The following is a 26897-nucleotide window of genomic DNA, read 5'->3' as shown; positions in this document are numbered from 1 at the left end:
TCCCGCGAATTCAATACGTTGTGAGTCTCTCCCCGTTTTCGATTCACTGACTGTGCTATAGCTAACCTTTGCCACTGAGGGAGCATAGTAATGGAAGCACTGAGTCGTGAAACGTTAGAAAACATGATGGAGCAAGCCGTTGCCCACGCAACCACCGTCTCATTCTGGCCGCAGAGTGAAGCCCCCGGAGCAAAAAACAGCGATGCGGTCTTTACGCCAGAACCCCGACATACAGGAACATCTCAGTATGATCGTGCGGCCACCGGCATTCGTGCCCCGGAAATTACCGTTTATGCCCCCGAAAAACCTAACGGCGTAGGGATCCTTGTTACACCGGGAGGTTCTTACCGTCGCGTGGTGATGGATAAAGAAGGCAGCGTGCTGGCACCATTCTTTAACGCCCGCGGTTATACCCTGTTTGTGATGACCTACCGCATGCCGGGTGATGGCCATGAGGAAGGTGCAAACGCGCCGCTGGCCGATGCCCAGCGCGCCATGCGCTACATTCGCGCCAACGCCCATGAATGGAAAATTAACCCTGATCGTATCGGTGTGTTGGGCTTCTCTTCCGGTGGTCACGTAGCCGCCAGTCTGGGAACCCGGTTTGCCGAACCGGTTTATACACCGATTGATAGCATAGACGAGCAACCTGCGCGTCCTGCGTTCATGGCGTTGGTCTACCCGGTGATTACTCTGCGCGAAGACATCGGTCACCCGGGCTCTCGTCTTGAGCTGGTTGGCGCTACGCCAGAAAAGGAAGATCTGCGCCACTATTCTCTGGAAGAGCGAGTGGATAACACGACACCGCCGACATTCCTGCTACACGCCATCGACGATCCGGCGGTGAAAGTAGAAAACAGCCTGGTTTTCTTTAATTCGCTACGTGGGCTGGGCGTTCCGGTCGAAATGCATCTGTTTGAACGCGGTAAGCACGGGTTTGGTATTCGCGATGCGCAAGGGTTACCGCTGGCCATCTGGCCGGAAATGATGATGAACTGGATCGCCACCAAAATGTGAGAATTGCGCCGGGTGGCGTACAGGCTCACCCGGCGAAAAACTTAAGACTGCAAATACACTACCTGTGTTTGCAGGTATTCATTCAGACCGTGTTTACCATCTGCCCCGCCAATCCCGGACTTGCGCCAGCCAGCGTGGAAGCCCTGCATCGCCTCGAAGTTTTCGCGATTAATATAGGTTTCGCCAAACTTCAGCCCCTTAATCGCCTTCATTGCCGTATTCAGATTCTGCGTATAGATCGATGAGGTCAGTCCGTAGTCGCTGTCATTGGCCATCGTCAGCGCCTGTTCCAGCGTATCAAATGCCACCACCGGCAGCACCGGACCAAACGTCTCCTCGTGCATAATCGCCATATCCTGGCGCACGTCTAACAGTAACGTCGGCGGATAGTAATAACCTTTACCGGCAACGGCTTTACCACCCAGCACCACACGGGCGCCTTCCTGAACCGCTCGCTCGACTTTTTGCTCTACACGCGCCAGCGCAGCGGCATTAATCAGCGGCCCCATCGCAATGTCATTGCGTTCGGCCGGATTGCCAAACTGCACGGCTTTCATCGCCTCACCCAGACGATTAACGAACTGGTCATAGATACCTTTCTGAACGTATACGCGCTCGGCACAGTTGCATACCTGTCCGGTATTGATCACCCGCGAGTCAACAATAGCCTTCACCGCCAGCTCAAGGTCAGCATCGTCCATCACGATAGCCGGGGCCTTGCCACCCAACTCCAGACAAACTTTGGTGATGTTTTTGGCCGCTGCGGCCATAATTTTCTCACCCGCACCGACGCTACCGGTCATGCTCACCATGGCGACCTTCGGGTTTCCGGCCAGCTCCTGCCCGACCGTTTCACCGCGTCCCAGCACCAGGTTAAAGACCCCGCGCGGTAAACCAATGTCATCAACAATTTTGGCAAAGGCGATGGCGTTATTCGGTGTGAATTCACTCGGCTTAACGACGATGGTATTTCCCGTCAGCAAGGCGGGAGCCAGTTTGCGGGCAATCAGGAAAAACGGGAAGTTCCACGGCAGAATGCCCGTCGTCACGCCCAGTGCACGCTTAAACAGCAGGATATTCTCACCCGGACGATCGCTTTGCAGGATCTCGCCTTCATAGCGACGCGCCCACTCCGCCATGTAATCGATATAGTCGGCGGTAAACGCGACTTCAACGTCAGCCAGTTGTTGAATTTTTCCACCTTCCGCCACAATCAACGCGCTGATTTCATCGGCTCGCTGGCGGATACCTGCAGAAATTTTGCGTAACCAGTTTGCCCGTTCAATGGCAGGCAACGCTTCCCAATGCGGCTGAGCGCGATCCGCGGCATCGATCGCTTTACGCGCATCTTCGGCACGCCCATCGGGAATACGCGAGATAATCTCTTCCGTGGCCGGATTGACGACATCAATCCAGGCGTCATCGTGCCAGGTCACAAACTGCCCATCGATATACATAGGATGTTGTACGGGTACTGACATGCGGCTCTCCTGTGACTGATTTGTTTTTAACAAGTAAAACTATTGTTAATTAATATCAATCATGCATGACGCATTATCGCTGGAGTGGCGGTTCTGTGAACTGCTTCATAAAAGCGTCTGGAAAAGTAAGAATAAAGAGAAAAACCAGGTGGGATTTCTGCCCGTTTGCCGTAAAACACCGACAAACGGGCAGCAAGAATTACAGAGAACGGCTCTCCAGTAAGTCGGTCAACGCGGTATCATTTTTTAGCTGCTGCCAGGCTTGCTCGACGTCCTGGGGTATATCAACATGTACAATAAAATCGTGTCCACTGGGCCCGTAGCCGGTTGCATCATCACGCAGACGCGGAAGTTCACCGGTAATGAGAGAAAGATAGCGTTCTACCGACCACAGACCTTCTGCGGCGGGCACAAAATCCACGCCGCTGTGCTGTTGGGCCAGTTCAGGGATGAAACCAGGGAAACCCAACCAGCGCGGCGCATGCGGTTCATCGCGGGTGACGCGCTGAAACGTGGCCATTGTGCGGCGTTGCATAGTGGGATCCTGCACCACAATGACGGTATGAATACTTTCTGCCGCCTGATTCAGTAATGCACAGCTAAACCGGGCATTCTCACCGCAGTTTGTCGACTGATCTTCCACCCAAATTTTCTCACCCGGAATTTGCCAGAACTGGTGAGCAATATCGGCAAGGATCGCCGCTTCCGCGCGTCCGGTAGTACGAATGATGCTATAACGCGGATGCTGGGCAATCGCATCATACAGAAAGCGCGTGGAATGACCGATGCCACCGCTAATCAGCAAGGGAACCTGTTGCTCTTTCGCGATCCGACAGGCGGCGTCGATGGTCGGAATAACCGCGTTCCCTGCCAGAATCACGCAATCTGACTGAACGGTGATATTCCCCGTAAAATCATTCTGCGCCAGCCATCGCCCTACGGTATTGATAGCCGCAAGGGTGGTTGCGGAAAGTGTCGGAAACTGACTCATATTGATGACTCCTGGTGTTTATCTTTACCGGGTACAGATGCCGGATGGCGGCTACGCCTCATCCGGCCTACGGTCCTGCACCGATTTATCCCGAAATCTGCTCCATCGCCTGCAGAATACGTTTATCGGAGATCGGATACGGCGTACCAAGCTGCTGGGCAAAATAGCTGACGCGCAGCTCTTCTATCATCCAGCGGATCTCTTTGACATCGGCATCTTGACGGCGCGCGGGAGGCAGTTTATTGAACCACTGCTGCCAGGCCTGCTGCACACTGTCCACTTTCAGCATCTGTGCACGGTCACGGTGCGGATCGATAGCCAGTTTTTCCAGACGTTTTTCAATAGCCTGCAAATAACGCAACGTATCGCCCAAGCGTTTGAAACCATTGCCGGTAACAAACCCGCGATACACCAGTCCGCCCATTTGCGATTTGATATCCGCGAGACCCAGCGCCATGGTCATATCCACGCGCCCTTTCAGACGTTTATTGATATTAAACACTGCGGTCAGGATCTGTTCGACCTGCTTCGCAATCTCCACCACCGTATCGTTCAGTTCAGCCCGCACTTTCTCATGCAGCGCGGTAAAGCCTTCTTCAGTCCACACCGGGCCACCGTTGGCGTCAATTAACTGATCCACACCGCAGGAGATACAGTCGTCAATCAAATCCAGAACTTTACCGTATGGGTTAAAGTACAGCCCCAGCTTGGCTTTATTGGGCAGCTTCTCATGCAAATATTTGATTGGCGAAGGAATATTCAGCAGCAACAGGCGGCGTAAACCGCACCACATCGCCTGCTGTTGTTCCAACGGATTATCAAACAGTTTGATGGCAACGCTGTCACGCTCATCGACCAGCGCCGGCCACGCTTTCACCTTATAGTTACCGCGCTTTTGTTCGTAACTTTCCGGAAGTTGACCGAAGCTCCAGATGTGCAACCCACTCTGTTCGATGCCGTCATCGGCCACCGCAGACAATGTTTCCTGAACTTTACCCTTCAGCGCATCCTTCAAATCTTGCAGCGAACGCCCTTCCTGTAGCTTCTTATTTTTATCATCCACCACCCGGAAGGTGATTTTTAGATGATCGGGCACCTGATCCCAGTGCCAGTCTTCACGGTCAACGGTAACGCCGGTCATGCGGCGCAGTTCACGCTCCAGCGAGTCCAGCAGCGGCAGTTCCAGCGGTGTGACGCGGCCTAAAAACGCTTCCGCATAGTTCGGCGCGGGCACAAAGTTGCGTCGTACCGGTTTTGGCAACGACTTAATCAGGGCGATCACCAGTTCGCGGCGCAGCCCCGGGATTTGCCATTCAAAACCGCTCTCTTCGATCTGATTAAGCAGCGGGAGTGGAATATGTACGGTCACACCGTCCGCATCGGCTCCAGGTTCGAACTGGTAGCTCAGGCGCAGCTTAAGGTTACCCTGATGCCAGAAGTTCGGATAATCCAGCTTACTGATTTTCTCCGCACCCTCTTTGATGAGCATGCTCTTTTCAAAGTTGAGCAGATCCGGTGTTTCACGGCTGACCTTTTTCCACCAGCTATCAAAGTGACGAGCAGAAACCACGTCATGGCTGATGCGTTGGTCGTAAAACTCAAACAGCGTCTCATCATCGACCAGAATGTCGCGACGGCGTGATTTGTGCTCTAACTCTTCCACTTCAGCCCGTAACTTCAGATTGTCACGGAAAAACGCATGGCGCGTTTGCCAGTCGCCTTCCACCAGCGCATGACGAATGAACAGTTCACGCGACAACGCGGGATCGATCTGGCTGTAATTCACCTTACGGGCCGCAACAATCGGTAAGCCGTAGACAGTGACTTTTTCTGTCGCCATCACAGCACCCTGCGCGCGTTCCCAGTGCGGTTCACTGTATGAACGTTTGATCAGATGCTGGGCTACCGGCTCCACCCATTCGGGATCGATACGCGCGGCAATGCGTCCCCACAGGCGGCTGGTTTCCACCAGCTCCGCGACCATCGTCCACTTCGGCGGTTTTTTGAATAAACCTGAACCCGGGAAGATCGAGAAGCGAGCGTTACGCGCCCCGGTAAACTCCTGCTTATCGGTATCTTTCATCCCGATGTGCGACAGTAAACCGGTCAGCAACGCGACGTGGATCTCCCGATATTCAGCAGGTTCGCTGTTGACCGGAATACCCAGCTCTTTCACCACCTGGCGCAGTTGCGTGTAGATATCCTGCCACTCACGCACGCGCAGGTAGTTCAGAAAATCAAGTTTGCACTGGCGACGGAACTGGTTTGACGACAGCGCTTTTTGCTGCTCGCCGAGATAGTTCCACAGGTTCACAAATGCAAGAAAATCAGACTCTTTGTCATGGAAGCGGCGGTGCTTCTCGTCGGAAGCTTGCTGCTTGTCCATCGGGCGCTCGCGCGGATCCTGAATGGACAGCGCTGAGGTGATGATCATCGCTTCGCGCACACAACCATGTTTTTGTGCTTCCAGCACCATTCGCGCCAGCCGTGGGTCTACCGGAAGTTGCGACAGCTGACGGCCCAACGGCGTTAACTTGTATGCAGTTGCCTGTTCGTCGGTGGTTATCGCCCCCAGCTCTTCGAGCAGGCGTACACCGTCCTGAATATTGCGCTTATCCGGCGCTTCAACAAACGGGAACGCCGCGATATCGCCCAGCCCCAACGCGGTCATCTGCAAAATAACGGATGCCAGGGTGGTACGCAGGATCTCCGGGTCGGTAAACTCCGGGCGCGACAGGAAATCGTCTTCGGAATACAGACGAATACAGATCCCTTCCGAAACACGACCGCAGCGACCTTTACGCTGGTTAGCAGAAGCCTGCGACACCGGTTCAATCGGCAAGCGCTGAACTTTGGTGCGGTAACTGTAACGGCTGATACGCGCGGTGCCCGGGTCAATTACGTATTTGATTCCCGGAACGGTCAGCGACGTTTCCGCCACGTTGGTCGCCAGCACGATGCGGCGACCGCTGTGCGACTGGAACACGCGGTTCTGTTCGCTGTTTGAAAGACGCGCATACAGCGGTAGCACTTCGGTATGGCGCAAATCCAGCTTATTCAGCGCATCGGCGGTATCGCGAATTTCACGTTCGCCGCTCATGAAGATCAGAATGTCGCCAGGCCCTTCACGCCCCAGTTCATCTACGGCATCAAAAATTGCCTGCAGTTGGTCACGCTCAGTGTCATCTGCATCTTCAACAATTGGACGATAGCGCACTTCTACCGGATACGTTCGGCCGGAGACTTCGATAATCGGCGCGTTATTGAAATGCTTTGAAAAACGTTCAGGATCGATGGTCGCCGAAGTGATGATAATTTTTAGATCCGGGCGACGCGGTAGAAGTTCTTTCAAATAGCCGAGCAGAAAATCGATATTCAGACTGCGTTCATGCGCTTCATCGATGATGATGGTGTCGTACTGCATTAGCAGCCGATCCTGTTGGATTTCTGCCAGCAGGATACCGTCCGTCATCAGCTTGACCATGGTGTTATCACTGACATGATCGCTGAAACGAACCTTATAACCGATACAGCCGCCCGGCTCGGTCTGCAGCTCTTCCGCAATACGGTTCGCCACGGTGCGCGCCGCCAGACGACGCGGCTGGGTATGGCCTATCAGCCCTTTTACCCCGCGCCCCAGTTCCATACATATTTTGGGTAACTGGGTAGTTTTCCCCGATCCGGTCTCACCGGCGACAATCACCACCTGATGGTCGCGAATAGCCTCCAGAATATCCTGTTTTTTCTGGCTGACGGGCAGGTTTTCCGGGTAGCTAATTTCCGGACGCGCCGCTTCACGCAGCACAACTTTACCGGCTGCCAGCTCAATCTCTTTCGCCATCTCCTGGTAAATGGCCTGTTGTGCATCAGGATTTTTAACCTTCTTCACACCGTGCAGGCGGCGGGCAAAACGCTGTCTGTCACGCAGCATCAGTGAGTCCAGCTGTTGCTGCAACATGTTGAAGGTTAATTTTTGTTGTTCTGTCATAGCGTTAAAAGGCAGTGCTCTGCCGGGTTAAATCTCTTTTAGATGATGGGTATAGAGTACCACATCGGCGCTTTTCATGTGTTGTTCAATAATTTCGAACATAGGATTCGATATATTGCGCTATCACTGCGACAGGATTGTGAATAAAGTGTCAACAAGCAACGGGGCACTACCCCTTCAAACACATAAAAGGAAACACCCATGAGCAAGGTATTAGTTCTTAAATCCAGTATTCTGGCAGGGTACTCTCAGTCTGGTCAGTTGTCTGATTATTTTGTTGAACAGTGGCGTGAAAAGCACTCTGCTGATGAAATCACTGTCCGCGACCTGGCTGCAAATCCTGTACCGGTACTGGATGGCGAACTGGTGGGTGCGATGCGCCCGAGCGATACACCGCTGACGCCGCGTCAGCAAGAAGCGCTGGCGCTGTCCGATGAGCTGATTGCTGAGCTGAAAGCGCATGATGTGATTGTTATCGCCGCGCCGATGTACAACTTCAACATCCCAACGCAGCTGAAAAACTACTTTGACCTGATTGCCCGTGCAGGTGTGACTTTCCGTTATACCGAGAAAGGCCCGGAAGGTCTGGTGACAGGTAAACGCGCGGTGGTGCTGACCAGCCGTGGTGGTATCCATAAAGACACACCAACCGACCTGATCACGCCGTACCTGAACGTATTCCTGGGCTTTATCGGCATCACCGACGTGAATGTCGTCTTTGCTGAAGGTATTGCTTACGGCCCGGAAGTGGCGTCTAAAGCACAGTCCGATGCGAAAGCCGCTATCGACAGCGTGGTAGCTGCCTGATAATTCCCCCTCTCACCATCCGGTGGGAGGGTTTCTCCGACACTTACTTCTTTCCCTGCATTTGTATCTGTTTGCCGTGAATGCGATTAATATCACGCCAGATGGTTGCATAATCCCTGCATTTCGCCAGATTCTCTTCCCAGCAATGAAGCAAAAATTGTTCAGGCTCCGCGACATCCCGGCTTAACAGCTTGAATACCCAACGATTCCAGACATACCACTTGAGAAGCCACATGATTTCATCCCACGACGCGACCGGTGTTGGACTATACCAGCATCCATTTTATGCCGTGTGGCAACTATTGCGATGTCGATGAATAATCCAGCGTCGTGTCCCTCTGGCTGTGTGAAAAAGCGATTTACTCTTTTCTCAACCACTTACCATTTATACCCTGGACGTATTCACCCGGTTTAGCGCGAGCAACCAGCTTTTGCCCGGCCATTTTCGCCACTTCATCTGGCGGAATATTATTGCTCTCAGCCAGTTGCTGATAGCTGGCGTTGCGCGCTTTATTAATCTCACTCACCAGCGCCTGCGTTTCGGCATCGGTTTTCAATGCAACCAGATAGCCATTGAGCGTTTCCCCTACTCGCCCCTGAGTTCTGGCTTCATTCAGGGTCAATGCCCACGCATTGCTGCAGAGTAAACTCAGGACGACCAGCGCCACTGCAAACTGTTTTCTCATCATGACCTCAGAACAAATCGCTGCGCGATTTCAATAAACTTTCGACGTCTTTATCAACTTTGATATGGATCTCATGCTCAATTTTGACGTTCATATTAATGGTGATGGGCTCTTTTGGCGCAGCCACTTCGATTCTGGGAGTACACCCTACCAGCAGAGATGAAGTCAGCAGACCCAGCATGGCAGCTATCGTTTTCATTGTTGTTCCTCACATTCCTTGCCTTCCGGGCAATGGGTTTCCGGCAGCGCTGCATTTTGTTCAAGCCATGCCTGTAAATTGTCGCCAAAACGCAAACTGCGCCATAGCGTAAAGACGTTTTCCTCGTGGGTATAATTCAAATTAACCGTACCTACTTTGCCATCTACCCGACTATTGCCAGTCACGGTTGACTGCATGGTTAAGACACCGAGGTTATCCAGATTTATTTTCGTCCACGAATGGCTTATTTCCATATAACGCAGCCAGTTAATGGCCGCCCCCGCCGCCATGTTATCTTTGACGACCGCATCCGCTGTGTCCTTATCAATACGCAACGTCATCGGCCCTGGATTAGTCAACCAGCCGTCTTTAATGATCCATTTTTCGTTGTCCAGCCATAATGGCAACGCACCACTGACCGGGCCAGACATGGCGAACTGTTTGGGGTTAACCGCACTGATAAGCTCGCTGGAAGAGATATTCTGCACCCGCAATAAGGCCGGGTCGTGCTGCGGCATCCGCAGTTGCTGCATGATGATTTTGCCACCCAGCAGGTCGGCACTGACATCGCTCAACAGTAACGGGTTGTTTTCACTCCAGGGGTACGCCCCCTGCAGATCGGCGGCGATATTCTTCACCGTCACCTGATTCACCACTTCCGCAATACGCAGTGAAATAGGTCCACGCGTACCCAGTTGCCATGCGCCTTCACTGAACCGGAAAGGCAATACAAAATCGACACCGTTGATTTGGTTATCGGGCATCCAGGCGCTACCGCCTTTTAACACCCCATGACCTCCTGCTTCAAAGCCCTGCTCCGGGGCTGCCGAAAACGCGACCTGCGCATACAGATCACCTTCACGTAGCTTCATTTTCCAGTCAGGTGGAACCAGAGGTTGGAATACGGTGAGCGATTGTTTTGGCCACCATGCCTGTCCGCGCAGACGGATACCGTCCCAACGACCATTCAGCTGTACGGGCCCAATCGCCCCCGCGTGAAGCTGGCCTTTGAACTGGAAAATTGTCGGATCGCTACCTTCCACGCTGAACTTCAGCGTCGATGGTGGTAACACGCTTCCCCCGGTGAAGGTGGTGTTCCCTGCGTCCAGCGACAGCGCGCCGCTAAATCTTGGTTTGGTTGCATCCCGCACCCAAACTATCGGTTCGTCCATCACCAGACGCGGATTTTCCACCTTCATCGTGCCGTATTGCAGATGATCAAATCCGGTAGAAAGATCAAATAGCTTCAGGGTGTTGTCATGCCATTCTCCCTTACCCGCTACGTCCCAACGGGCATGCATCGGCGTAAAGCTGCCTTCCCCCCAATATCGCCACTGCCAACGACCGGCATCAGGAAGAAAATCATTTGCCAGGCCATCCAGATGCAGTTCAAAGCCCCCCATCTGGTTTTCATGCGCACGTAAAATAGCCTGCAGACGCCCATCCACACCACGTTGCGTGACTTTTACGCCTGCCAGCGGCCAGCGAATCTCGTCAATATCCAGCGAATCAATCACCCTCCCACGTGAGCGCAGCAGCGCTCCTGGCTCAAAAGCCAATTGTGGATCGTTCAGACTTCCGCTAAGTCTGGCGGGCAATTTCGCGTAGAAGATCAGATCGCCCTGTTTCGCTTCACCGGTCAACTGTAGCGGCATCTCGCTACTATCCATGCCAAGCTTACCCGGCCCCAGCGTTAATACGGCATTTCCTTTACCGGCGTCGCCATGCGTCAGAACGTTCAGACGCCCGCTCACCACCGCGTTTTCCAGTCCGGCCTGCCAGTTTTCAACTTTTATGCCCAACCGCCCGCTTAAGGGGAATCCCTGATAAGGCCAGTTCCAGCGTCCGTCGCTGATGGTCAGTTGCTGGCGTGTTATTTCCCACGGAAGGTCAAGCAGCGGATCGGCATTATCACGCGCCATGACGATCAGTTGTCCGCTGTTTTCTTGCCACTCCAGTTCGGCGTCCACAAGCGTGGGCTCTTGCGGCAGACTTAACGTCGCAACCGCATGACCGCTTACCGGTAGTCCATCGGGCACCAGTGGCATAGTAAATTCACCGACCAGTTTTACCGGCGGCTGGCCTTCAAATGCCGCAACATCCAGCTCCGTTACCGTGAGGTTTTGCCCGTGCAAACGCCCCTGAAATTTAACTTTTTCACCCTGGTAACGCAGCTGTTGAGTAGAGGGAGTGAGCGAGAGTGACAGTTTTCCCTGCCATTCCTGCCATGGAGAAAGAATAAGTTTGTCGATGTTAATCCAGGTATTGGGCAGCATTGACTGCCATTCAGCCAGCGTTTTAGGCGCTGCTGGCGACGGCTCTGCCTGCGGCAATTTGGCCAGGCAAGCTGAATCCAACTCAATGGTCCCGACATTCAGCGACCAGCGGCTGGGGTGAGACAGATCCGCCTGAGTGATGCGTGCTAGTGGGCAATCTTCAACAAGATAGCGGAGTTCAGGTATATGCAACCCATGCCGTGTCAGCCGCGGGCTCTCATCCAGCGCGATGCGTGTTCCAACGGGTAACCAGATACCCACCAACGTAGGCACCCACAGGCCAAGCGTCATCACTAGCGTCAGCGGCACGAGAATCAATAATAAGAGGAGTGCCAGAACGGCTTTATATTTACCCTTCATGGGTAGTTAATATCCTGATTTAGCAAAAATTTAAGCCGGTTTAGGCCTGTATTGTGGCATGTTTAACTGGATATGCCCACATTAAGGATAGATAACCGATTTATAGGCACGCTGTTACACGTGCCGTCGGGGATATTAAGATTCAGACTCAATGAGGCCTCAGTTGTCCATCGCTATGTTTAGGTCCGATACGACCTGCTTCTATCAGAATTTCCTCAATGAGTTCTTCGAGGCACTCCCTACCATGATGATCGCAGACCAGATGTACCTGCCGGGAAATCTCATCAGGTTTCATACCATCGCATAATGCCGCCTTGAGCATTAGAGTGGCCCATCGTTTTGCTTCAGAGTGAGTCAGCATAACCCCTCCCGATAATTGCTACCTGTATAAGCGTAGCTGTCCGGATGTGATTCGGCTGGCTTTTTACCTGCCGCGATATTCGGGTGTTGAGTTGGATAGAAAAATATCCAGTTGTTGAAATTGTGTAACCTGCCCATACTAACAACAGATACGCTGAAATTATTCATTACGCCTATGACTATCAATAACTTTTTAGATTTTGTAAAATAATTTGAATTGGATTAATGTGACGTCAAAATCACTGGAGAAAGTCTTATGAAACTCGCCATCTATAGTACAAAACAGTACGACAAGAAGTATCTGCAGCAGGTTAACGAGGCTTTTGGTTTTGAACTTGAATTCTTTGACTTTCTGTTGACGGAAAAAACAGCGAAAACCGCCCATGGCTGTGAAGCTGTGTGCATTTTCGTCAACGACGATGGCAGCCGCCCCGTTCTGGAAGAACTGAAAAAGCATGGCGTGAAATACATCGCGCTGCGTTGTGCCGGGTTCAATAACGTCGATCTCGACGCAGCAAAAGAGCTGGGTCTGCAGGTGGTGCGTGTTCCAGCTTATTCACCAGAGGCCGTCGCTGAGCATGCGATTGGCATGATGATGACGCTGAATCGCCGAATTCACCGCGCCTACCAGCGTACCCGTGATGCCAATTTCTCTCTTGAGGGGCTGACCGGTTTTACTATGTATGGCAAAACCGCTGGGGTGATCGGTACCGGCAAAATCGGTATTGCTGCGCTGCGGATCCTGAAAGGTTTTGGTATGCGTCTGCTGGCGTTCGATCCTTACCCGAGCGCTGCTGCGCTGGAGCTAGGCGTTGAATATGTCGATCTTAAAACGCTGTTTGCCGAGTCCGATGTCATCTCTCTGCACTGCCCGTTAACACCGGAGAATTATCATCTGCTCAATCACGAAGCCTTTGAACAGATGAAAAACGGCGTGATGGTCATTAACACCAGTCGTGGTGCATTGATCGACTCACAAGCCGCTATCGATGCGCTGAAAAACCAGAAAATTGGTTCTCTGGGTATGGACGTGTATGAGAACGAACGCGATCTGTTCTTTGAAGATAAATCCAATGACGTCATTCAGGATGATGTATTCCGTCGTCTCTCAGCCTGTCATAACGTGTTGTTCACCGGACATCAGGCATTCCTGACAGCTGAAGCGTTAACCAGCATTTCTGAGACCACGCTGCAGAATCTGGCCCAAATCTCTAAAGGCGAGACCTGTCCAAACGCCCTCTTCTAATACCTGTGCTCCCCTGGCGTCAGGGGAGCATTTTCAGACAATCACCGATGATAAAACATTCAGTATCATTATTATATTGAATGTATTCCCGTCACAAACGTAGAGAAATTTAATGAAGAAAGTTGTCACGTTGATTGCGCTCAGCATGCTGATGGCTGGCTGTGTGAGCAATGGAAAAGTTTCCGTCAATCGCGAACAGTTGCAGCATCACCGCTTCGTTTTGCAAAGCGTGAATGGTAAAGCCTTCACCGCCACCAACAACCCACCTGAGTTAAGTTTTGGCGAAAACATGACGGTATCAGGAAAGATGTGTAATCAATTCCACGGCCAGGGCAAGCTGTCCGACGGTGAGTTGAAGGTAAAAGATATGGCGATGACGCGTATGATGTGCGCCGATCCACAGCTTAACGCGCTCGACGGGATCGTCAGCGAAATGTTTAAGCAAGGCGCACAGGTCGATCTAACTGCTGACCAGTTAACGCTGGCGACAGCAGAACAAACACTGACGTATAAACTCGCGGATTTAATGTAGGAAACGTGGTGGCTTAATAGCTCCCACAACTTCCGGCGGCAAGCGACTGCTCACTACAGCGTTTGCCGTTGGGTAGCGCACACATCCCGATAGCAGAACCATCCAGTTGACGAGCAACAGAGAGCGAACCGCCAATCATGGCGCAATTAGCTTCTCCTGAACTGGACATTGCTGCCTTCATGCCCGGTGCGACATGCGCGGCGGTTGCCTGCTGAACAGGTTCGCTGCTACAAGCCGATAATAATAACGCGGCACATCCTACCCAAAACGCTGCGCGCATCTTACTCCCCTCTGAATATTAACCAAACGACACAGCCATAAATAATAGGCAGCGGAAACACCGCCGTCGAGAGGCAAAATACGCATTTATGCGTACTGTTTACATTTTCTGGCAATTTTTTGCCTGCTCCTTTGATCAAACCATTCATTCTGTTTATTCCAGGGACACAAAAGCGAAAATCTGTCTTTAGCGCTTTTGCTAAAATAGAAGGATAACAACCAGGACTCGCCGCTGTTACGCGTGTCCCTCTTTTTGCGCAATGTAAGGGTGTCAGTATGATCACAATTGACGGTAATGGTGCGGTTGCTGCAGTCGCATTTCGTACCAGCGAGGTTATCGCCATCTACCCGATTACGCCCAGTTCGACGATGGCTGAACAGGCAGATGCCTGGGCCGGGAACGGGCTTAAGAACGTGTGGGGGGATACCCCTCGCGTCGTAGAAATGCAGTCAGAAGGTGGCGCGATCGCAACCGTTCATGGCGCGTTGCAGACCGGTGCGCTCTCTACGTCGTTTACCTCATCGCAGGGCCTGTTGCTGATGATCCCAACGCTGTACAAACTGGCCGGTCAGTTGACCCCGTTTGTACTGCACGTTGCGGCTCGTACAATTGCAACTCACGCATTATCGATCTTTGGCGATCATTCCGACGTGATGGCGGTGCGCCAGACAGGATGTGCGATGCTGTGTGCCAGCAGCGTTCAGGAGGCACAGGACTTTGCGCTGATTTCGCAAATTGCCACCCTGAAAAGCCGGGTTCCGTTTATTCATTTCTTTGATGGTTTCCGTACATCCCATGAAATCAATAAAATTGTGCCACTGGCCGACGACACGATCCTCGGACTGATGCCGCAGACGGAAATCGATGCTCATCGCGCTCGGGCGCTTAATCCTGAGCATCCGGTTATTCGCGGTACGTCTGCGAACCCGGACACCTATTTTCAGTCACGCGAGGCAACAAACCCGTGGTACAACGCGGTTTACGATCATGTAGAACAGGCGATGAACGATTTCGCCGCAGCGACAGGTCGCCAGTACCAGCCATTTGAATATTACGGCCATCCTCAGGCTGAGCGCGTCATTATCTTAATGGGCTCGGCGATTGGAACCTGCGAAGAAGTCGTTGAAGAACTGCTGGCGCATGGCGAGAAAGTCGGCGTTCTGAAAGTGCGTCTGTTCCGTCCATTCTCTGCCAGACATTTACTGCGCGCGCTTCCGGAAACCGTACGCAGCATCGCCGTCCTGGATCGCACCAAAGAGCCCGGCGCACAGGCCGAACCATTGTATCTGGACGTGATGACCGCGTTAGCAGAAGCCTTCAACTGTGGCGAGCGAGAAACGCTGCCGCGCGTGATTGGCGGACGTTATGGCCTTTCTTCCAAAGAGTTTGGTCCAGACTGCGTGATGGCGGTCTTTAATGAGCTGAGCAGCGCGAAGCCGAAACCTCGCTTTACGGTCGGTATCTATGATGATGTCACCAACTTGTCGCTACCGTTACCGGAAAACACCCTGCCCGGTACGGCTAAGCTCGAAGCGCTGTTTTACGGGCTGGGCAGCGACGGTAGCGTGTCAGCCACCAAAAACAATATCAAAATTATTGGTAACTCGACGCCATGGTATGCGCAGGGTTATTTCGTCTACGACTCGAAAAAAGCAGGCGGTCTGACGGTTTCCCACCTGCGCGTCAGCGAGCAGCCTATTCGATCAGCGTATCTGGTTTCACAAGCCGATTTTGTTGGCTGTCACCAGCTGCAATTTATCGATAAGTATCAGATGGCCGAGCGCCTGAAACCAGGCGGTATCTTCCTGCTTAATACGCCATACAGTGTGGATGAAGTCTGGGGTCGTCTGCCACAGGAAGTTCAGGCGGTACTGAATCAGAAGAAAGCCCGTTTCTACGTGATTAATGCGGCCAAAATCGCCCGCGAATGCGGTCTGGCAGCGCGTATTAACACCGTTATGCAAATGGCCTTCTTCCATTTGACGCAAATCTTACCCGGCGACAGCGCGTTGGCTGAATTGCAGGGGGCGATTGCGAAAAGTTACAGTAGTAAAGGACAGGACCTGGTTGAACGTAACTGGCAGGCTCTAGCCCTGGCGCGCGAATCCGTCGCCGAAGTAGCACTCCAGCCGGTTGATCCGCACAGCGCAAACCGCCCACCGGTGGTTTCTGATGCCGCACCTGATTTCGTGAAAACCGTCACCGCGGCAATGCTCGCCGGTCTGGGTGATGCCCTTCCCGTATCCGCGCTGCCGCCAGACGGCACCTGGCCAATGGGCACCACGCGTTGGGAAAAACGTAATATCGCCGAAGAGATCCCCATCTGGAAGGAAGAGCTGTGTACCCAGTGTAACCACTGCGTTGCCGCTTGCCCGCACTCGGCAATCCGCGCCAAAGTGGTTTCACCTGAAGCGATGGAAAACGCCCCTGCCAGTCTGCATTCTTTGGATGTGAAATCACGCGATATGCGCGGTCAGAAGTATGTCCTGCAAGTTGCACCAGAAGATTGCACTGGCTGTAATCTGTGTGTCGAAGTTTGCCCGGCAAAAGATCGCCAAAACCCGGAAATCAAGGCCATCAATATGATGTCGCGCCTTGAGCATGTTGAAGAAGAAAAAGTTAACTATGACTTCTTCCTCAATCTGCCGGAGATCGACCGCAGCAAGTTTGAACGCATTGATATCCGTACCTCGCAGTTAATCACTCCGCTGTTTGAATATTCCGGCGCCTGTTCTGGTTGTGGAGAAACGCCGTATATCAAACTGCTTACGCAGCTGTATGGCGACCGCATGCTGATCGCTAACGCGACCGGCTGTTCATCGATTTATGGCGGTAACCTCCCCTCAACGCCGTATACGACCGATGCCAATGGTCGTGGACCTGCGTGGGCAAACTCTCTGTTCGAAGATAACGCTGAGTTTGGTCTGGGCTTCCGCCTGACGGTGGATCAACACCGTGTGCGCGTCATGCGTTTGCTGGAGCAGTTTGCGGATAATATTCCGGCTGAACTGAATGACGCCCTGCATGCTGAAGCGACGCCAGAAGTACGCCGTGAGCAAGTCGCAGCGCTGCGCCAGCATCTGAAAGATGTCGAAGGTGCACAGCAACTGTTAACCGATGCCGACGCGCTGGTCGAGAAGTCCATCTGGCTGATTGGCGGCGACGGCTGGGCTTACGATATTGGTTTTGGCGGGTTGGATCACGTCCTGAGTCTCACCGAGAACGTCAATATTCTGGTGCTGGATACCCAGTGTTACTCCAACACGGGCGGACAAGCGTCGAAAGCCACGCCGCTTGGGGCGGTTACCAAGTTTGGTGAGCATGGCAAGCGCAAGGCTCGCAAAGATCTTGGCGTCAGCATGATGATGTACGGGCATGTTTATGTCGCGCAGATTTCTCTGGGCGCCCAGTTGAATCAGACGGTCAAAGCTATCCAGGAAGCTGAATCCTACCCCGGCCCGTCGCTGATTATCGCGTATAGCCCATGTGAGGAGCATGGCTATGACCTCGCGCTAAGCCACGATCAGATGCGTCAACTCACGGCTACCGGATTCTGGCCGCTGTACCGCTTTGACCCACGCCGAGCAGACGAAGGTAAGCTGCCGCTGGCGCTCGACTCGCGCCCACCGTCAGATGCGCTGGCCGAAACATTGCTTAACGAGCAGCGTTTCCGCCGCCTGAACGCCCAACAGCCAGAAGTTGCAGAACAGCTGTGGAAGGATGCGACGGCTGATTTGCAAAAACGCTACGACTTCCTGGCCCAACTGGCAGGCAAAGCGGAAAAGAGCGGTACCGAATAATACGTTTTTCTCAGTATTAGCCCGGAACCAAAAAAAAAGCCCGAACAGTTGTTCGGGCTTGTCAATTTATTCGCTGGCTAATTAATAAGTGTCATCAATATACCAACAAAAAATAAAACGTGACAATAAAGGCATATAACACGCGCAGAATAGCCCAACAAAATTCAATTGTATAATTTTTATTTTATATATATTTTCATTAACTCATTCATGTAAACTATTACTATTTCCGTAGAATTATTTGTTTAAGGTTTTACTTAAGACGTAACAATTCATATTTATCTCTTTACGGAACTTCTCCTTTAGCATGCTTTTACTCCCTACATGGGTGGTCACAGGTTAATAAAAAAACTAAAGGATTATTTCAATGAACAGAAAAGTATTGGCTCTTGTTATTCCTGCCCTGTTAGCTGCTGGTGCTGCTCACGCTGCAGAAGTTTATAATAAAGACGGTAACAAATTAGATCTCTACGGAAAAATTGATGGTCTGCGTTACTTCTCTGACGATGCCAGCAATGATGGCGATCAGACTTATTTCCGTGGCGGCTTCAAAGGCGAAACTCAGATTAACGATATGCTCACCGGCTATGGCCAGTGGGAATATCAGGTAAATGCCAACACTACTGAAAGCAACCGCAGCAACAACTTTACTCGTCTGGCCTTTGCAGGTCTGAAATTCGGCGACTACGGTTCATTCGACTACGGTCGTAACTACGGCGTTATGTACGACGTAGAAGGTTGGACCGATATGCTGCCAGAATTCGGTGGCGACTCTTACACCAAAGCAGACAACTTCATGACCGGTCGTGCGAACGGTGTGGCAACTTACCGCAACACCGACTTCTTCGGTATGGTGAACGGTCTGAACTTCGCGCTGCAGTACCAGGGTGCGAACGAGCAATCTGGTGATGAGATCAAAGATGGCTTCGACCAGGAAGGTACCGGTAATGGTAATGGTCGTAACGTTCAGAACTCTAACGGCGACGGCTTCGGTCTCTCCTCTACCTACGACCTGGGTATGGGCGTAAGCTTCGGTGCGGCATACACCACGTCTGACCGTACTAACGAGCAGACCACTAAGGGCGGCGACGTTGCTGGCGGTGACAAAGCTGATTCCTGGACTGTCGGTATGAAATACGATGCGAACAACATCTACCTGGCAACCATGTATGCAGAAACTCGCAACATGACTCCATACGGTGATAGCGGCGTAGCCAACAAAACTCAGAACTTCGAAGTAACTGCACAGTACCAATTCGACTTTGGTCTGCGTCCGTCCGTTTCCTTCCTGATGTCTAAAGGTCAGGACCTGGGCGCTAACGGATCTGACGGCGACAAAGATCTGGTTAAATACGCAGACATCGGTGCGACTTACTACTTCAACAAAAACATGTCTACCTACGTTGATTACAAAATCAACCTGCTGGATGAAGACGATAGCTTCTACACCAACAAAAACATCTCTACTGATGACGTAGTTGCTGTAGGTCTGGTTTACCAGTTCTAAGTTTGTCAGCCCGCTGGCAACAGCGGGCTCTCCTTATTTTCTGTGTAACTCTGTTTTATCTCATTCAAAACATTATATCTGTTGCGTTAAAACACATCTCTGATAGATGATATCTTGCATTAAGCCCTGTAGTAGAGAATACCTGCAATGAATCATCATCCTGTAAAATCATCTCGTATTGCATCCGTCGGCTATGACGAATCCTCTTGCACGCTAGAAATTCGCTTTCACCAGTTGGCTACCCTGCAATATCAGCAGGTCCCTGCCCGTATTTTTCGTGATTTCCTGATCGTGGTCTCTAAAGGCCGATTTTACGATGGAGTAATAAAAGGCAAATTTCCTGAAATCAAAATAAAGTGATGCCAAAATGTGATCGTTGTCATTGTACATAAAGTGCCATTACGCGGTAAGCTTTAGGTGGATACTTAAACAGGAGGTTTTATGAACAGAACGATTCTTGTACCCATCGATATTTCAGACTCAGAATTAACTCAACGCGTTATTGCCCATGTTGAAGCAGAAGCAAAGATTGACGATGCGCAGGTTCATTTTTTGACCGTTATTCCGTCATTGCCCTATTACGCTTCCCTGGGACTGGCCTACTCGGCAGAGTTACCGGCCATGGACGATCTGAAAGCCGAAGCGAAATCTCAACTGGAAGAGATTATCAAGAAGTTCAATATCCCAACGGACAGAGTGCACGTTCATGTCGCAGAAGGTGCGCCGAAAGACAAGATTCTGGAGATCGCTAAAAAATTACCGGCTGATATGGTCATTATTGCCTCACACCGACCTGACATCACCACCTACCTGCTGGGCTCTAACGCCGCGGCTGTAGTGCGTCACGCGGAGTGTTCGGTACTGGTAGTCCGCTAAGCTGTCTGGCCCGCATATCGCTGCGGGCTTTTTGTTTCTCCCTCATTTTCCCCACGATTCCTGATCGAAGCATACAAGGCCATTTCAGTATCGCTATGTCGTGACATCATTACGCCCTCTCTTGAAACCCGGATAAAAACAGAGTATAAATACTGTATATACATCCAGCAAAAAAGCGATAAGCAATGTTCGTGGAACTCGTTTATGACAAAAGGAATTTTGATGGTCTGCCCGGCGCAAAAGATATTATTCTCGGCGAATTGACCAAGAGGGTTCATCGGATCTTCCCCGATGCTGAAGTTCGGGTTAAACCGATGATGACACTTCCGGCGATCAACACTGACGCCAGCAAGCATGAAAAAGAACAGATAAGCCGAACGGTTCAAGAAATGTTTGAAGAGGCTGATATGTGGCTGGTTTCAGATTAAGCACCTTGAATCGTCATATTGCTTAAGTACCATCCGCTGTGACTGGCAATCATTCAATACTCGCACTATCGGACGTTTGCCGGTCGGCCGCAGCCATGCTCTTGCATACGGCATGGTTGCGGCAGTTCGCCACACCCTGCGTTTTTCGCTCCCTGACATTGCTCGTTGATAGTTCAGAACTGAATTATCTGGCGGTGAACTGCTCCACAATTTTCTTCAGCGCTTCAATATCTGCTTTCAGCTGATTAATTGCTTCCTGTCCGGGACCATGTACCTTTATCCAATCATGCTGTTCGCTGTTTATTCTGGTCTGGTCACGAAGAGCAAAAATCTTACTACTCTATGAGTAGCATCGGTGCCAGATAGAACGCAGCTGTAAAACGTGCTGGTATTCGTCGCCGTAATCCGTACCATACGCGGCATACTTTTGCCTGCTGGCTGTAATCGGCTGGAGCGAACCCATCATTTATAGCTAATCAGATGGGGCATGAAAACGCGCAAATAGTGTACGACGTCTACAGTACATGGATTGAAGAAATGAATGACGATCGGGTTGCAATGTTGAATAACCAACTAGCCCTGTGATTGAAGTTTGCCCATTACATGCCCCTTTTGGTTTTTGAGAACGGTAAGAATGCAAGATAATCAACAAGTTACAAAGAAAGAACAATACAACCTGAACAAACTGCAAAAACGTCTGCGTCGTAACGTGGGCGAAGCCATTGCCGACTTCAATATGATCGAAGACGGCGATCGCATTATGGTGTGCCTTTCCGGCGGGAAAGACAGCTATACCATGCTGGAGATCCTGCGTAATTTGCAGCAAAGCGCCCCGATCAGTTTTTCCTTAGTTGCGGTTAACCTCGATCAAAAACAACCCGGTTTCCCGGAGCACATTCTGCCAGAGTATCTGGAACAGCTGGGTGTTGAGTACAAGATTGTCGAAGAAAACACCTACGGGATCGTCAAAGACAAAATCCCAGAAGGCAAAACGACCTGCTCGCTCTGCTCTCGCCTGCGTCGCGGCATTCTGTACCGTACGGCAACCGAATTAGGAGCCACCAAGATTGCGCTCGGCCACCATCGCGACGACATCCTGCAAACGCTGTTTTTAAACATGTTCTACGGCGGGAAAATGAAAGGCATGCCGCCGAAGCTGATGAGTGATGACGGTAAGCACATCGTGATCCGCCCGCTGGCTTACTGCCGTGAGAAAGATATCGAGCGTTTCTCCGAAGCGAAAGGTTTCCCGATTATTCCGTGTAATCTGTGCGGCTCACAGCCTAACCTACAGCGTCAGGTCATTGCTGACATGCTGCGTGACTGGGACAAACGCTATCCAGGCCGCATTGAAACCATGTTCAGTGCGATGCAAAACGTTGTACCTTCACATCTGAGCGATATCAATCTGTTCGATTTTAAAGGCATTAAGCACGGTTCAGAGGTTGTGGACGGCGGGGATTTAGCGTTCGATCGTGAAGAGATCCCGCTGCAGCCTGCGGGCTGGCAGCCAGAAGAAGATGATGCTCAACTGGATGAGTTACGCCTGAACGTGGTGGAAGTGAAGTAAGCGTCTGTCAGGCCTACAACGTGCATAAGCGCCTGTAGGCCTGATAAGCGGAGCGCCATCAGGCGCCCCAACGGGTGGTTATTTCAATAACCGGACCCGGCAAGTCTTGCCTTTAATCTTGCCGTTTTGTAATTGCTTCCACGCCTTGTGCGCTACACTCTGGCGAACGGCGACATAGACGTGTGCCGGATGAACAGCAATTTTGCCGATATCTGCGCCATCCAGACCAATATCACCGGTCAGAGCCCCCAGAACATCACCAGGACGCATTTTCGCTTTTTTACCACCATCAATGCATAACGTCGCCATCTCTGCTTCCAGCGGCAGGATTGAGCCGTTAGCTGGCGCAGTTAGCCAGTTCAGCTTCAGTTGCAGCATTTCAGAAAGAATGTTGGCACGCTGCGCTTCTTCCGGAGCACAGAAGCTAATCGCCAGACCGCTGTTGCCGGCACGCGCGGTACGTCCGATACGATGGACGTGGACTTCCGGATCCCACGCCAGTTCGAAGTTAACTACCAGCTCAAGTGATTTGATATCCAGGCCACGTGCGGCCACATCGGTTGCGACCAGGACGCGCGCGCTACCGTTGGCAAAACGAACCAGCGTCTGATCGCGATCGCGCTGTTCCAGGTCGCCATGTAATGACAGTGCGCTTTGCCCTGCCGCATTCAGTGCATCACAAACGGCCTGACAATCTTTTTTGGTGTTACAAAAAACCACGCACGATGCGGGTTGATGCTGGCTGAGTAGCTTTTGCAGCAGCGGAATTTTTCCGTGGCTGGAGATTTCGAAAAACTGCTGTTCAATCGCCGGTAACGCATCGACCGTATCAATTTCAATCGTTAATGGATTTTGCTGTACCCGGCCACTGATAGCAGCAATGGCTTCCGGCCAGGTTGCGGAAAACAGCAAAGTCTGACGTGACGCAGGCGCAAAGCGAATGACATCATCAATCGCATCGCTAAAGCCCATATCCAGCATGCGGTCGGCTTCATCCATAACCAGCGTATTCAGGGCATCCAGAGAAACGGTGCCTTTTTGCAGGTGGTCAAGTAAACGACCCGGTGTGGCAACAATAATATGTGGTGCATGTTGCAGGGAGTCACGCTGTGCGCCAAAAGGTTGCCCACCGCACAGCGTTAAGATCTTGGTGTTTGGCAGGAAGCGCGCTAAACGACGCAGCTCACCCGCTACCTGGTCGGCAAGCTCGCGCGTTGGGCACAGCACCAGAGACTGCGTTTGAAACAGCGCGGCATCAATATGCTGTAATAGCCCAAGACCAAAAGCAGCCGTTTTGCCACTGCCGGTTTTAGCCTGCACGCGAACATCTTTACCCGCCAGGATTGCCGGTAACGCAGCAGCCTGAACAGGCGTCATTTCAAGATAGCCCAGCTCGTTAAGATTCTCGAGTTGAGCAGCAGGTAAAACATTCAGGGTTGAAAAAGCGGTCACAATTTAATCTCGCGGTAAAAACTCACATTCAGCAGGCGCGTATCCTCGCAGATATGTGCCCGTGATGCGACAATTTAATCGGTTCTTCATCCGGCGGCGGATCCGGCATGGGCTGCGGACGAGGTATGGGATCGGGAATGGGAACCGGATCGGTCGGTAGCGAATTAGTGTTCGACGTTGCAATCAGACAGGTCATATACCCCTCCAGTCATTCAGGTTGACTCTTTTAGGGTAGACGCTGATTTCCTGCAGGCAAAAAAAAGCCGACTAATCTAAGTCGGCGTCGTACGAATCAATTGTGCTATGCAGTAATTCAAAAAAGGAAGTAAGACAATATGGAGCGCAACGCCCATCGCTTGACGTTGCATTCACCTGCGAGAGAGATATTGCCCCGAATAGGTAGATGGTTTATTGACTTCGCTCAAAAATCAGGACGTTTTCATGCGCAAAAGCCACTAAAAAACGTTGTTGTTACAACCATTTACTACGGTGCAACCATAAAGTAACACCACCAATCAGGACCACTAACAGAATACAAAAAAGTGAGAAACCAAACTGCCAACCACCGCCGGGGATACCGCCGAGGTTAACGCCGAAAAGCCCAGTTAAAAATGTGCTGGGAAGAAAAACCATTGCCATCAATGACATTGTATACGTTCGGCGAGCCAGAGACTCCTGCATCACCTGCGCAATTTCATCCGCCATAATACCGGTCCGGGCAATACAGGCGTCTATTTCATCCAGCCCTCTCCCCAGCCTGTCAGCGATATCCTGCATCCGTCTCCGATGGTCGTCGGTCATCCAGGGTAAACGTTCACTCGCCAGACGCGCATAAACATCTCTCTGAGGAGCCATATAACGGCGCATCACAATTAGCTGCTTACGCAGTAAAGCCAAAAAACCACGCGGTGGGATCTGCTGATCGAGCAGGTTATCTTCCAGATCAATAATCTTGTCGTGCAGCTGTTCGATAAATTCGCTGGCATGGTCGGTTAGCGCATCACAAACATCCACCAGCCAACTGCCACAATCAGCCGGTCCCGTCCCTTCCTGGAGATCGCTGACCACATCATCCAGCGCCAGCACTTTGCGCTGACGGGTTGAGACAATCAGACGTTCATCCATATATAAACGCATCGCCACCAGTTGGTCAGGACGCTCGTCGGTGCTGCCGTTAATACAGCGCAGTGTAATCAGCGTACCTTCCCCGACTCTACTGACGCGTGGGCGTGTACTTTCGCCTGCCAGCGCATCACGCACATTGTTGGGAAGAAGAGGTGTTGTCGCCAACCATTGGGCGCTTTCAGGATGGGTATAATTAAGATGTAGCCAGCAGGGATGCTGACTATCGATAACATCGTTATCTTCCAAGGGTTTCACCCCACCCCGGCCATCCAACAGCCAGGCAAACACGGCATCCGGCACATTAACATCCGTTCCCTTAATGGCTTCCACAGCGCCTCCACAAACATTCAGCTTTTTTCGTTAGTCTAGCTGTCAGAATATGTTAAGCAATATCTCATTGTCCCATTGTGCTGAAATGATTCATAAAAATATCTGATAATACAAAAAGCGCCGACGATTGCGACGCTTGCATCGAGATGCCCAGTTAAGCCCGCTGCCATCTCGCTGACTCAAGAGCGTTACTTAAGCGAAATTTATGTGTTCGCGACTGGAGATCAATCACCTGGTTTTTCAGGATACCCGAGGAATCAGAAAGCTCATCAACCATAATGGCATTACTTTGGGTTACATTCTCCAGTTCGGCCAGTGCATGAGTAATTCTGATAATTCCTTTCTCCTGCTCCTGTGTAGTGGTTAATATCTCGCCCATCAGTTGGTTTAATTGACCGGCACCACCGACAATATCATGCATATTTTTTTCTGCTTCACGCACAATAGCTGCACCTTGCTGAACATTTTGATGGGTTTGCGCAATCAGCTGCTTAATATTCTTAGCAGCATCCGCACTTCGGTGTGCAAGCATTCTGACCTCACCGGCCACCACGGAAAAACCTTTGCCATGTTCACCGGCCCTCGCCGCTTCCACGGCAGCATTCAATGCCAGAATATTTGTCTGGAATGCGATACCATCAATTAGCGTAATTATTTCCGTCATCTGCTGTGCACATTCGGTGATTGAACGCATATTTGTCGCAACCTGCACCATTAATTCGCCACCCTGAATGGCGCATTGCGTGGCAACTGTTGCCTGGACGCTGGCGATTTGCGTGTTGTCAGCATTATTTCGCGTATTAACGGCTATTTCATCCATATTAGCAGCCGTCTGCATCAATGCTCCGGATTGTTGTTCCGTTTTCACTGAAAGCTCGGCGCTGCGTTCCGCAAGCTGTTCAGAGAGCGCCATCGCCGTTTGTGAGGATGTTCGGATCTCATTAACGAGTGTTGAAATATTACTCGATAAACTATTGATGCCCGGTATTAGTCTACCTGCACAATTATTACCAAACTCTGGAATACTGATCGCCAGATTCCCAGACGTCACTTCCTCAATGCTCCTTTTTACCGTATTGATCGGCATGACCAGGTATTTCGTCATATACCACCATAAGCATAATATAGAAATAACGCTTACCACATTTGTACCAATTATAATTTCCGGCGCGGCCGAGAAAATCATCTCAACAATATTGAGAGCAACTGTCGAAATGAGCAGAAATAAAATAATAAAGGTTCTGACGCTAATATCATTTAACATTTTAGTCCTGTGCACTAAGAAATTATGTAGATATTATTTTTTATAGCACCTGCAATGCAGAATGCCATTGCTCTGTGACGAAAGCTGAACTTTCAATGAGAACCTGCAATCCTTTTACTTAAGGCAAGAAATTACACCTTTTATTCCTATTAGCTCAGTGTTTTATTCCATAAAATGGCTGTGATGGCGCCAGTCATCAGGTTATTGTGATGACAAGCACATGGAGAGCATAAAACACACAGAACTATAAATTTGGTGAATGCTTATATAAGTAATGGCTCGTTATTTTCACTATCTTCCTGTTTCCTCTAATACCAGTGTA

Annotated in this window: 22 protein-coding genes and 1 pseudogene; 11 read left to right on the top strand and 12 right to left on the bottom strand. The window is 51.2% G+C overall.

Annotated features, from left to right (window positions below; all coding sequences use genetic code 11):
• Positions 1 to 90: 90 nt before the first annotated feature.
• Positions 91 to 1017 (top strand): alpha/beta hydrolase, encoded by a 927-nt coding sequence (locus OGY13_RS12225; RefSeq protein WP_213753060.1) that lies wholly within the window; start codon positions 91 to 93, stop codon positions 1015 to 1017.
• 41 nt (positions 1018 to 1058) lie between these two features.
• Here OGY13_RS12225 and aldA read toward each other — a convergent pair whose 3' ends face one another.
• The 3 genes from aldA to hrpA all read right to left on the bottom strand — a co-directional run bounded on the left by aldA (position 1059) and on the right by hrpA (position 7477).
• Entirely contained in the window at positions 1059 to 2498 is a 1440-nt protein-coding gene (gene aldA / locus OGY13_RS12220; RefSeq protein WP_137377966.1) for an aldehyde dehydrogenase, read from the bottom strand.
• Positions 2499 to 2697: 199 nt separating this feature from the next.
• Positions 2698 to 3495 carry a YdcF family protein gene (locus OGY13_RS12215; RefSeq protein WP_194841970.1) on the bottom strand — a complete coding sequence of 266 codons (798 nt, stop codon included), beginning with the start codon at positions 3493 to 3495 and terminating at the stop codon, positions 2698 to 2700.
• A gap of 79 nt (positions 3496 to 3574) precedes the next feature.
• Entirely contained in the window at positions 3575 to 7477 is a 3903-nt protein-coding gene (hrpA, locus tag OGY13_RS12210; protein WP_213753059.1) for an ATP-dependent RNA helicase HrpA, read from the bottom strand.
• Between the two features lie 201 nt (positions 7478 to 7678).
• Between hrpA and azoR the strand changes: the two genes are divergently transcribed.
• Entirely contained in the window at positions 7679 to 8284 is a 606-nt protein-coding gene (gene azoR, locus OGY13_RS12205; RefSeq protein ID WP_003020341.1) for an FMN-dependent NADH-azoreductase, read from the top strand.
• Between the two features lie 43 nt (positions 8285 to 8327).
• Here azoR and OGY13_RS12200 read toward each other — a convergent pair whose 3' ends face one another.
• The 4 genes from OGY13_RS12200 to OGY13_RS12185 all read right to left on the bottom strand — a co-directional run bounded on the left by OGY13_RS12200 (position 8328) and on the right by OGY13_RS12185 (position 11805).
• Positions 8328 to 8519 carry a hypothetical protein gene (locus OGY13_RS12200; RefSeq protein WP_008784880.1) on the bottom strand — a complete coding sequence of 64 codons (192 nt, stop codon included), beginning with the start codon at positions 8517 to 8519 and terminating at the stop codon, positions 8328 to 8330.
• A 124-nt stretch (positions 8520 to 8643) separates the two neighbouring features.
• Positions 8644 to 8970 (bottom strand): YdbL family probable chaperone protein, encoded by a 327-nt coding sequence (locus OGY13_RS12195; RefSeq protein WP_204192535.1) that lies wholly within the window; start codon positions 8968 to 8970, stop codon positions 8644 to 8646.
• A 7-nt stretch (positions 8971 to 8977) separates the two neighbouring features.
• Positions 8978 to 9169 carry a YnbE family lipoprotein gene (locus OGY13_RS12190; RefSeq protein WP_008784882.1) on the bottom strand — a complete coding sequence of 64 codons (192 nt, stop codon included), beginning with the start codon at positions 9167 to 9169 and terminating at the stop codon, positions 8978 to 8980.
• Positions 9166 to 11805, bottom strand: a complete 2640-nt coding sequence (locus OGY13_RS12185; protein WP_213753058.1) for a YdbH family protein — start codon at positions 11803 to 11805, stop codon at positions 9166 to 9168. The genes OGY13_RS12190 and OGY13_RS12185 overlap by 4 nt, the downstream gene beginning before the upstream one ends.
• Before the next feature lie 616 nt (positions 11806 to 12421).
• Here OGY13_RS12185 and OGY13_RS12180 point away from each other — a divergent pair.
• Together OGY13_RS12180 and hslJ are read left to right on the top strand one after the other, a co-directional pair.
• Positions 12422 to 13411, top strand: coding sequence for a 2-hydroxyacid dehydrogenase (locus OGY13_RS12180; RefSeq protein ID WP_003833196.1), 990 nt, complete (start codon positions 12422 to 12424; stop codon positions 13409 to 13411).
• A gap of 112 nt (positions 13412 to 13523) precedes the next feature.
• The gene (hslJ, locus tag OGY13_RS12175) at positions 13524 to 13943 is read left to right on the top strand and encodes a heat shock protein HslJ (protein WP_213753057.1); all 420 of its coding nucleotides are present in this window, start codon (positions 13524 to 13526) and stop codon (positions 13941 to 13943) included.
• Between the two features lie 13 nt (positions 13944 to 13956).
• On the opposite strand, the gene OGY13_RS12170 is transcribed toward hslJ, so the two are convergent.
• Complete coding sequence (locus OGY13_RS12170) at positions 13957 to 14223, bottom strand: putative hemolysin (protein ID WP_003833199.1); 267 nt, start codon at positions 14221 to 14223, stop codon at positions 13957 to 13959.
• Between the two features lie 275 nt (positions 14224 to 14498).
• Here OGY13_RS12170 and nifJ point away from each other — a divergent pair, with 275 nt between their 5' ends.
• The 7 genes and pseudogenes from nifJ (at position 14499) to ttcA (ending at position 22404) form a co-directional block, all read left to right on the top strand.
• Positions 14499 to 18023, top strand: a complete 3525-nt coding sequence (gene nifJ / locus OGY13_RS12165) for a pyruvate:ferredoxin (flavodoxin) oxidoreductase (protein ID WP_213753056.1) — start codon at positions 14499 to 14501, stop codon at positions 18021 to 18023.
• Between the two features lie 367 nt (positions 18024 to 18390).
• Positions 18391 to 19530 carry a porin OmpC gene (gene ompC / locus OGY13_RS12160; protein ID WP_213752796.1) on the top strand — a complete coding sequence of 380 codons (1140 nt, stop codon included), beginning with the start codon at positions 18391 to 18393 and terminating at the stop codon, positions 19528 to 19530.
• A 147-nt stretch (positions 19531 to 19677) separates the two neighbouring features.
• Positions 19678 to 19890: a KTSC domain-containing protein gene (locus OGY13_RS12155; protein ID WP_003833205.1), complete on the top strand. Its 213-nt coding sequence runs from the start codon at positions 19678 to 19680 to the stop codon at positions 19888 to 19890.
• 81 nt (positions 19891 to 19971) lie between these two features.
• Positions 19972 to 20406: a universal stress protein UspF gene (gene uspF / locus OGY13_RS12150; RefSeq protein WP_003833207.1), complete on the top strand. Its 435-nt coding sequence runs from the start codon at positions 19972 to 19974 to the stop codon at positions 20404 to 20406.
• A gap of 185 nt (positions 20407 to 20591) precedes the next feature.
• Entirely contained in the window at positions 20592 to 20834 is a 243-nt protein-coding gene (locus OGY13_RS12145; RefSeq protein WP_032943565.1) for a DinI family protein, read from the top strand.
• Between the two features lie 321 nt (positions 20835 to 21155).
• Positions 21156 to 21419, top strand: a pseudogene (locus OGY13_RS12140) (tyrosine-type recombinase/integrase); the annotation flags it as partial.
• Between the two features lie 49 nt (positions 21420 to 21468).
• Positions 21469 to 22404, top strand: coding sequence for a tRNA 2-thiocytidine(32) synthetase TtcA (ttcA, locus tag OGY13_RS12135; protein WP_032943567.1), 936 nt, complete (start codon positions 21469 to 21471; stop codon positions 22402 to 22404).
• A 78-nt stretch (positions 22405 to 22482) separates the two neighbouring features.
• Here ttcA and dbpA read toward each other — a convergent pair whose 3' ends face one another.
• The 4 genes from dbpA to OGY13_RS12115 all read right to left on the bottom strand — a co-directional run bounded on the left by dbpA (position 22483) and on the right by OGY13_RS12115 (position 26575).
• Positions 22483 to 23856, bottom strand: coding sequence for an ATP-dependent RNA helicase DbpA (dbpA, locus tag OGY13_RS12130; RefSeq protein ID WP_213752795.1), 1374 nt, complete (start codon positions 23854 to 23856; stop codon positions 22483 to 22485).
• A 28-nt stretch (positions 23857 to 23884) separates the two neighbouring features.
• A complete protein-coding gene (ynaL, locus tag OGY13_RS12125; RefSeq protein WP_191553967.1) occupies positions 23885 to 24052 on the bottom strand; it encodes a proline-rich small protein YnaL in 168 nt (55 codons plus the stop codon).
• 275 nt (positions 24053 to 24327) lie between these two features.
• Complete coding sequence (gene zntB, locus OGY13_RS12120) at positions 24328 to 25311, bottom strand: zinc transporter ZntB (protein WP_032943570.1); 984 nt, start codon at positions 25309 to 25311, stop codon at positions 24328 to 24330.
• Between the two features lie 154 nt (positions 25312 to 25465).
• Positions 25466 to 26575, bottom strand: coding sequence for a methyl-accepting chemotaxis protein (locus OGY13_RS12115; protein ID WP_213752794.1), 1110 nt, complete (start codon positions 26573 to 26575; stop codon positions 25466 to 25468).
• Positions 26576 to 26897: the final 322 nt, after the last annotated feature.

It is taken from the genome of Citrobacter sp. Cpo045 (assembly GCF_030332875.1).
GTDB classification, from domain to species: Bacteria; Pseudomonadota; Gammaproteobacteria; order Enterobacterales; family Enterobacteriaceae; genus Citrobacter; species Citrobacter portucalensis.
This window is presented reverse-complemented; position numbering and strand designations above follow the sequence as displayed.

What these genes read in the sequence shown, in the direction of transcription:
- OGY13_RS12170 (WP_003833199.1), bottom strand. Translation starts at nt 14,223, where the DNA reads ATGCGCGCAGCGTTTTGGGTAGGATGTGCCGCGTTATTATTATCGGCT.
- OGY13_RS12195 (WP_204192535.1), bottom strand. Translation starts at nt 8,970, where the DNA reads ATGAGAAAACAGTTTGCAGTGGCGCTGGTCGTCCTGAGTTTACTCTGC.
- OGY13_RS12190 (WP_008784882.1), bottom strand. Translation starts at nt 9,169, where the DNA reads ATGAAAACGATAGCTGCCATGCTGGGTCTGCTGACTTCATCTCTGCTG.
- OGY13_RS12180 (WP_003833196.1), top strand. Translation starts at nt 12,422, where the DNA reads ATGAAACTCGCCATCTATAGTACAAAACAGTACGACAAGAAGTATCTG.
- ynaL (WP_191553967.1), bottom strand. Translation starts at nt 24,052, where the DNA reads ATGACCTGTCTGATTGCAACGTCGAACACTAATTCGCTACCGACCGAT.
- OGY13_RS12225 (WP_213753060.1), top strand. Translation starts at nt 91, where the DNA reads ATGGAAGCACTGAGTCGTGAAACGTTAGAAAACATGATGGAGCAAGCC.
- uspF (WP_003833207.1), top strand. Translation starts at nt 19,972, where the DNA reads ATGAACAGAACGATTCTTGTACCCATCGATATTTCAGACTCAGAATTA.
- ompC (WP_213752796.1), top strand. Translation starts at nt 18,391, where the DNA reads ATGAACAGAAAAGTATTGGCTCTTGTTATTCCTGCCCTGTTAGCTGCT.
- OGY13_RS12115 (WP_213752794.1), bottom strand. Translation starts at nt 26,575, where the DNA reads ATGTTAAATGATATTAGCGTCAGAACCTTTATTATTTTATTTCTGCTC.
- hrpA (WP_213753059.1), bottom strand. Translation starts at nt 7,477, where the DNA reads ATGACAGAACAACAAAAATTAACCTTCAACATGTTGCAGCAACAGCTG.
- OGY13_RS12145 (WP_032943565.1), top strand. Translation starts at nt 20,592, where the DNA reads ATGTTCGTGGAACTCGTTTATGACAAAAGGAATTTTGATGGTCTGCCC.
- OGY13_RS12155 (WP_003833205.1), top strand. Translation starts at nt 19,678, where the DNA reads ATGAATCATCATCCTGTAAAATCATCTCGTATTGCATCCGTCGGCTAT.
- azoR (WP_003020341.1), top strand. Translation starts at nt 7,679, where the DNA reads ATGAGCAAGGTATTAGTTCTTAAATCCAGTATTCTGGCAGGGTACTCT.
- nifJ (WP_213753056.1), top strand. Translation starts at nt 14,499, where the DNA reads ATGATCACAATTGACGGTAATGGTGCGGTTGCTGCAGTCGCATTTCGT.
- OGY13_RS12185 (WP_213753058.1), bottom strand. Translation starts at nt 11,805, where the DNA reads ATGAAGGGTAAATATAAAGCCGTTCTGGCACTCCTCTTATTATTGATT.
- OGY13_RS12200 (WP_008784880.1), bottom strand. Translation starts at nt 8,519, where the DNA reads ATGTGGCTTCTCAAGTGGTATGTCTGGAATCGTTGGGTATTCAAGCTG.
- ttcA (WP_032943567.1), top strand. Translation starts at nt 21,469, where the DNA reads ATGCAAGATAATCAACAAGTTACAAAGAAAGAACAATACAACCTGAAC.
- hslJ (WP_213753057.1), top strand. Translation starts at nt 13,524, where the DNA reads ATGAAGAAAGTTGTCACGTTGATTGCGCTCAGCATGCTGATGGCTGGC.
- aldA (WP_137377966.1), bottom strand. Translation starts at nt 2,498, where the DNA reads ATGTCAGTACCCGTACAACATCCTATGTATATCGATGGGCAGTTTGTG.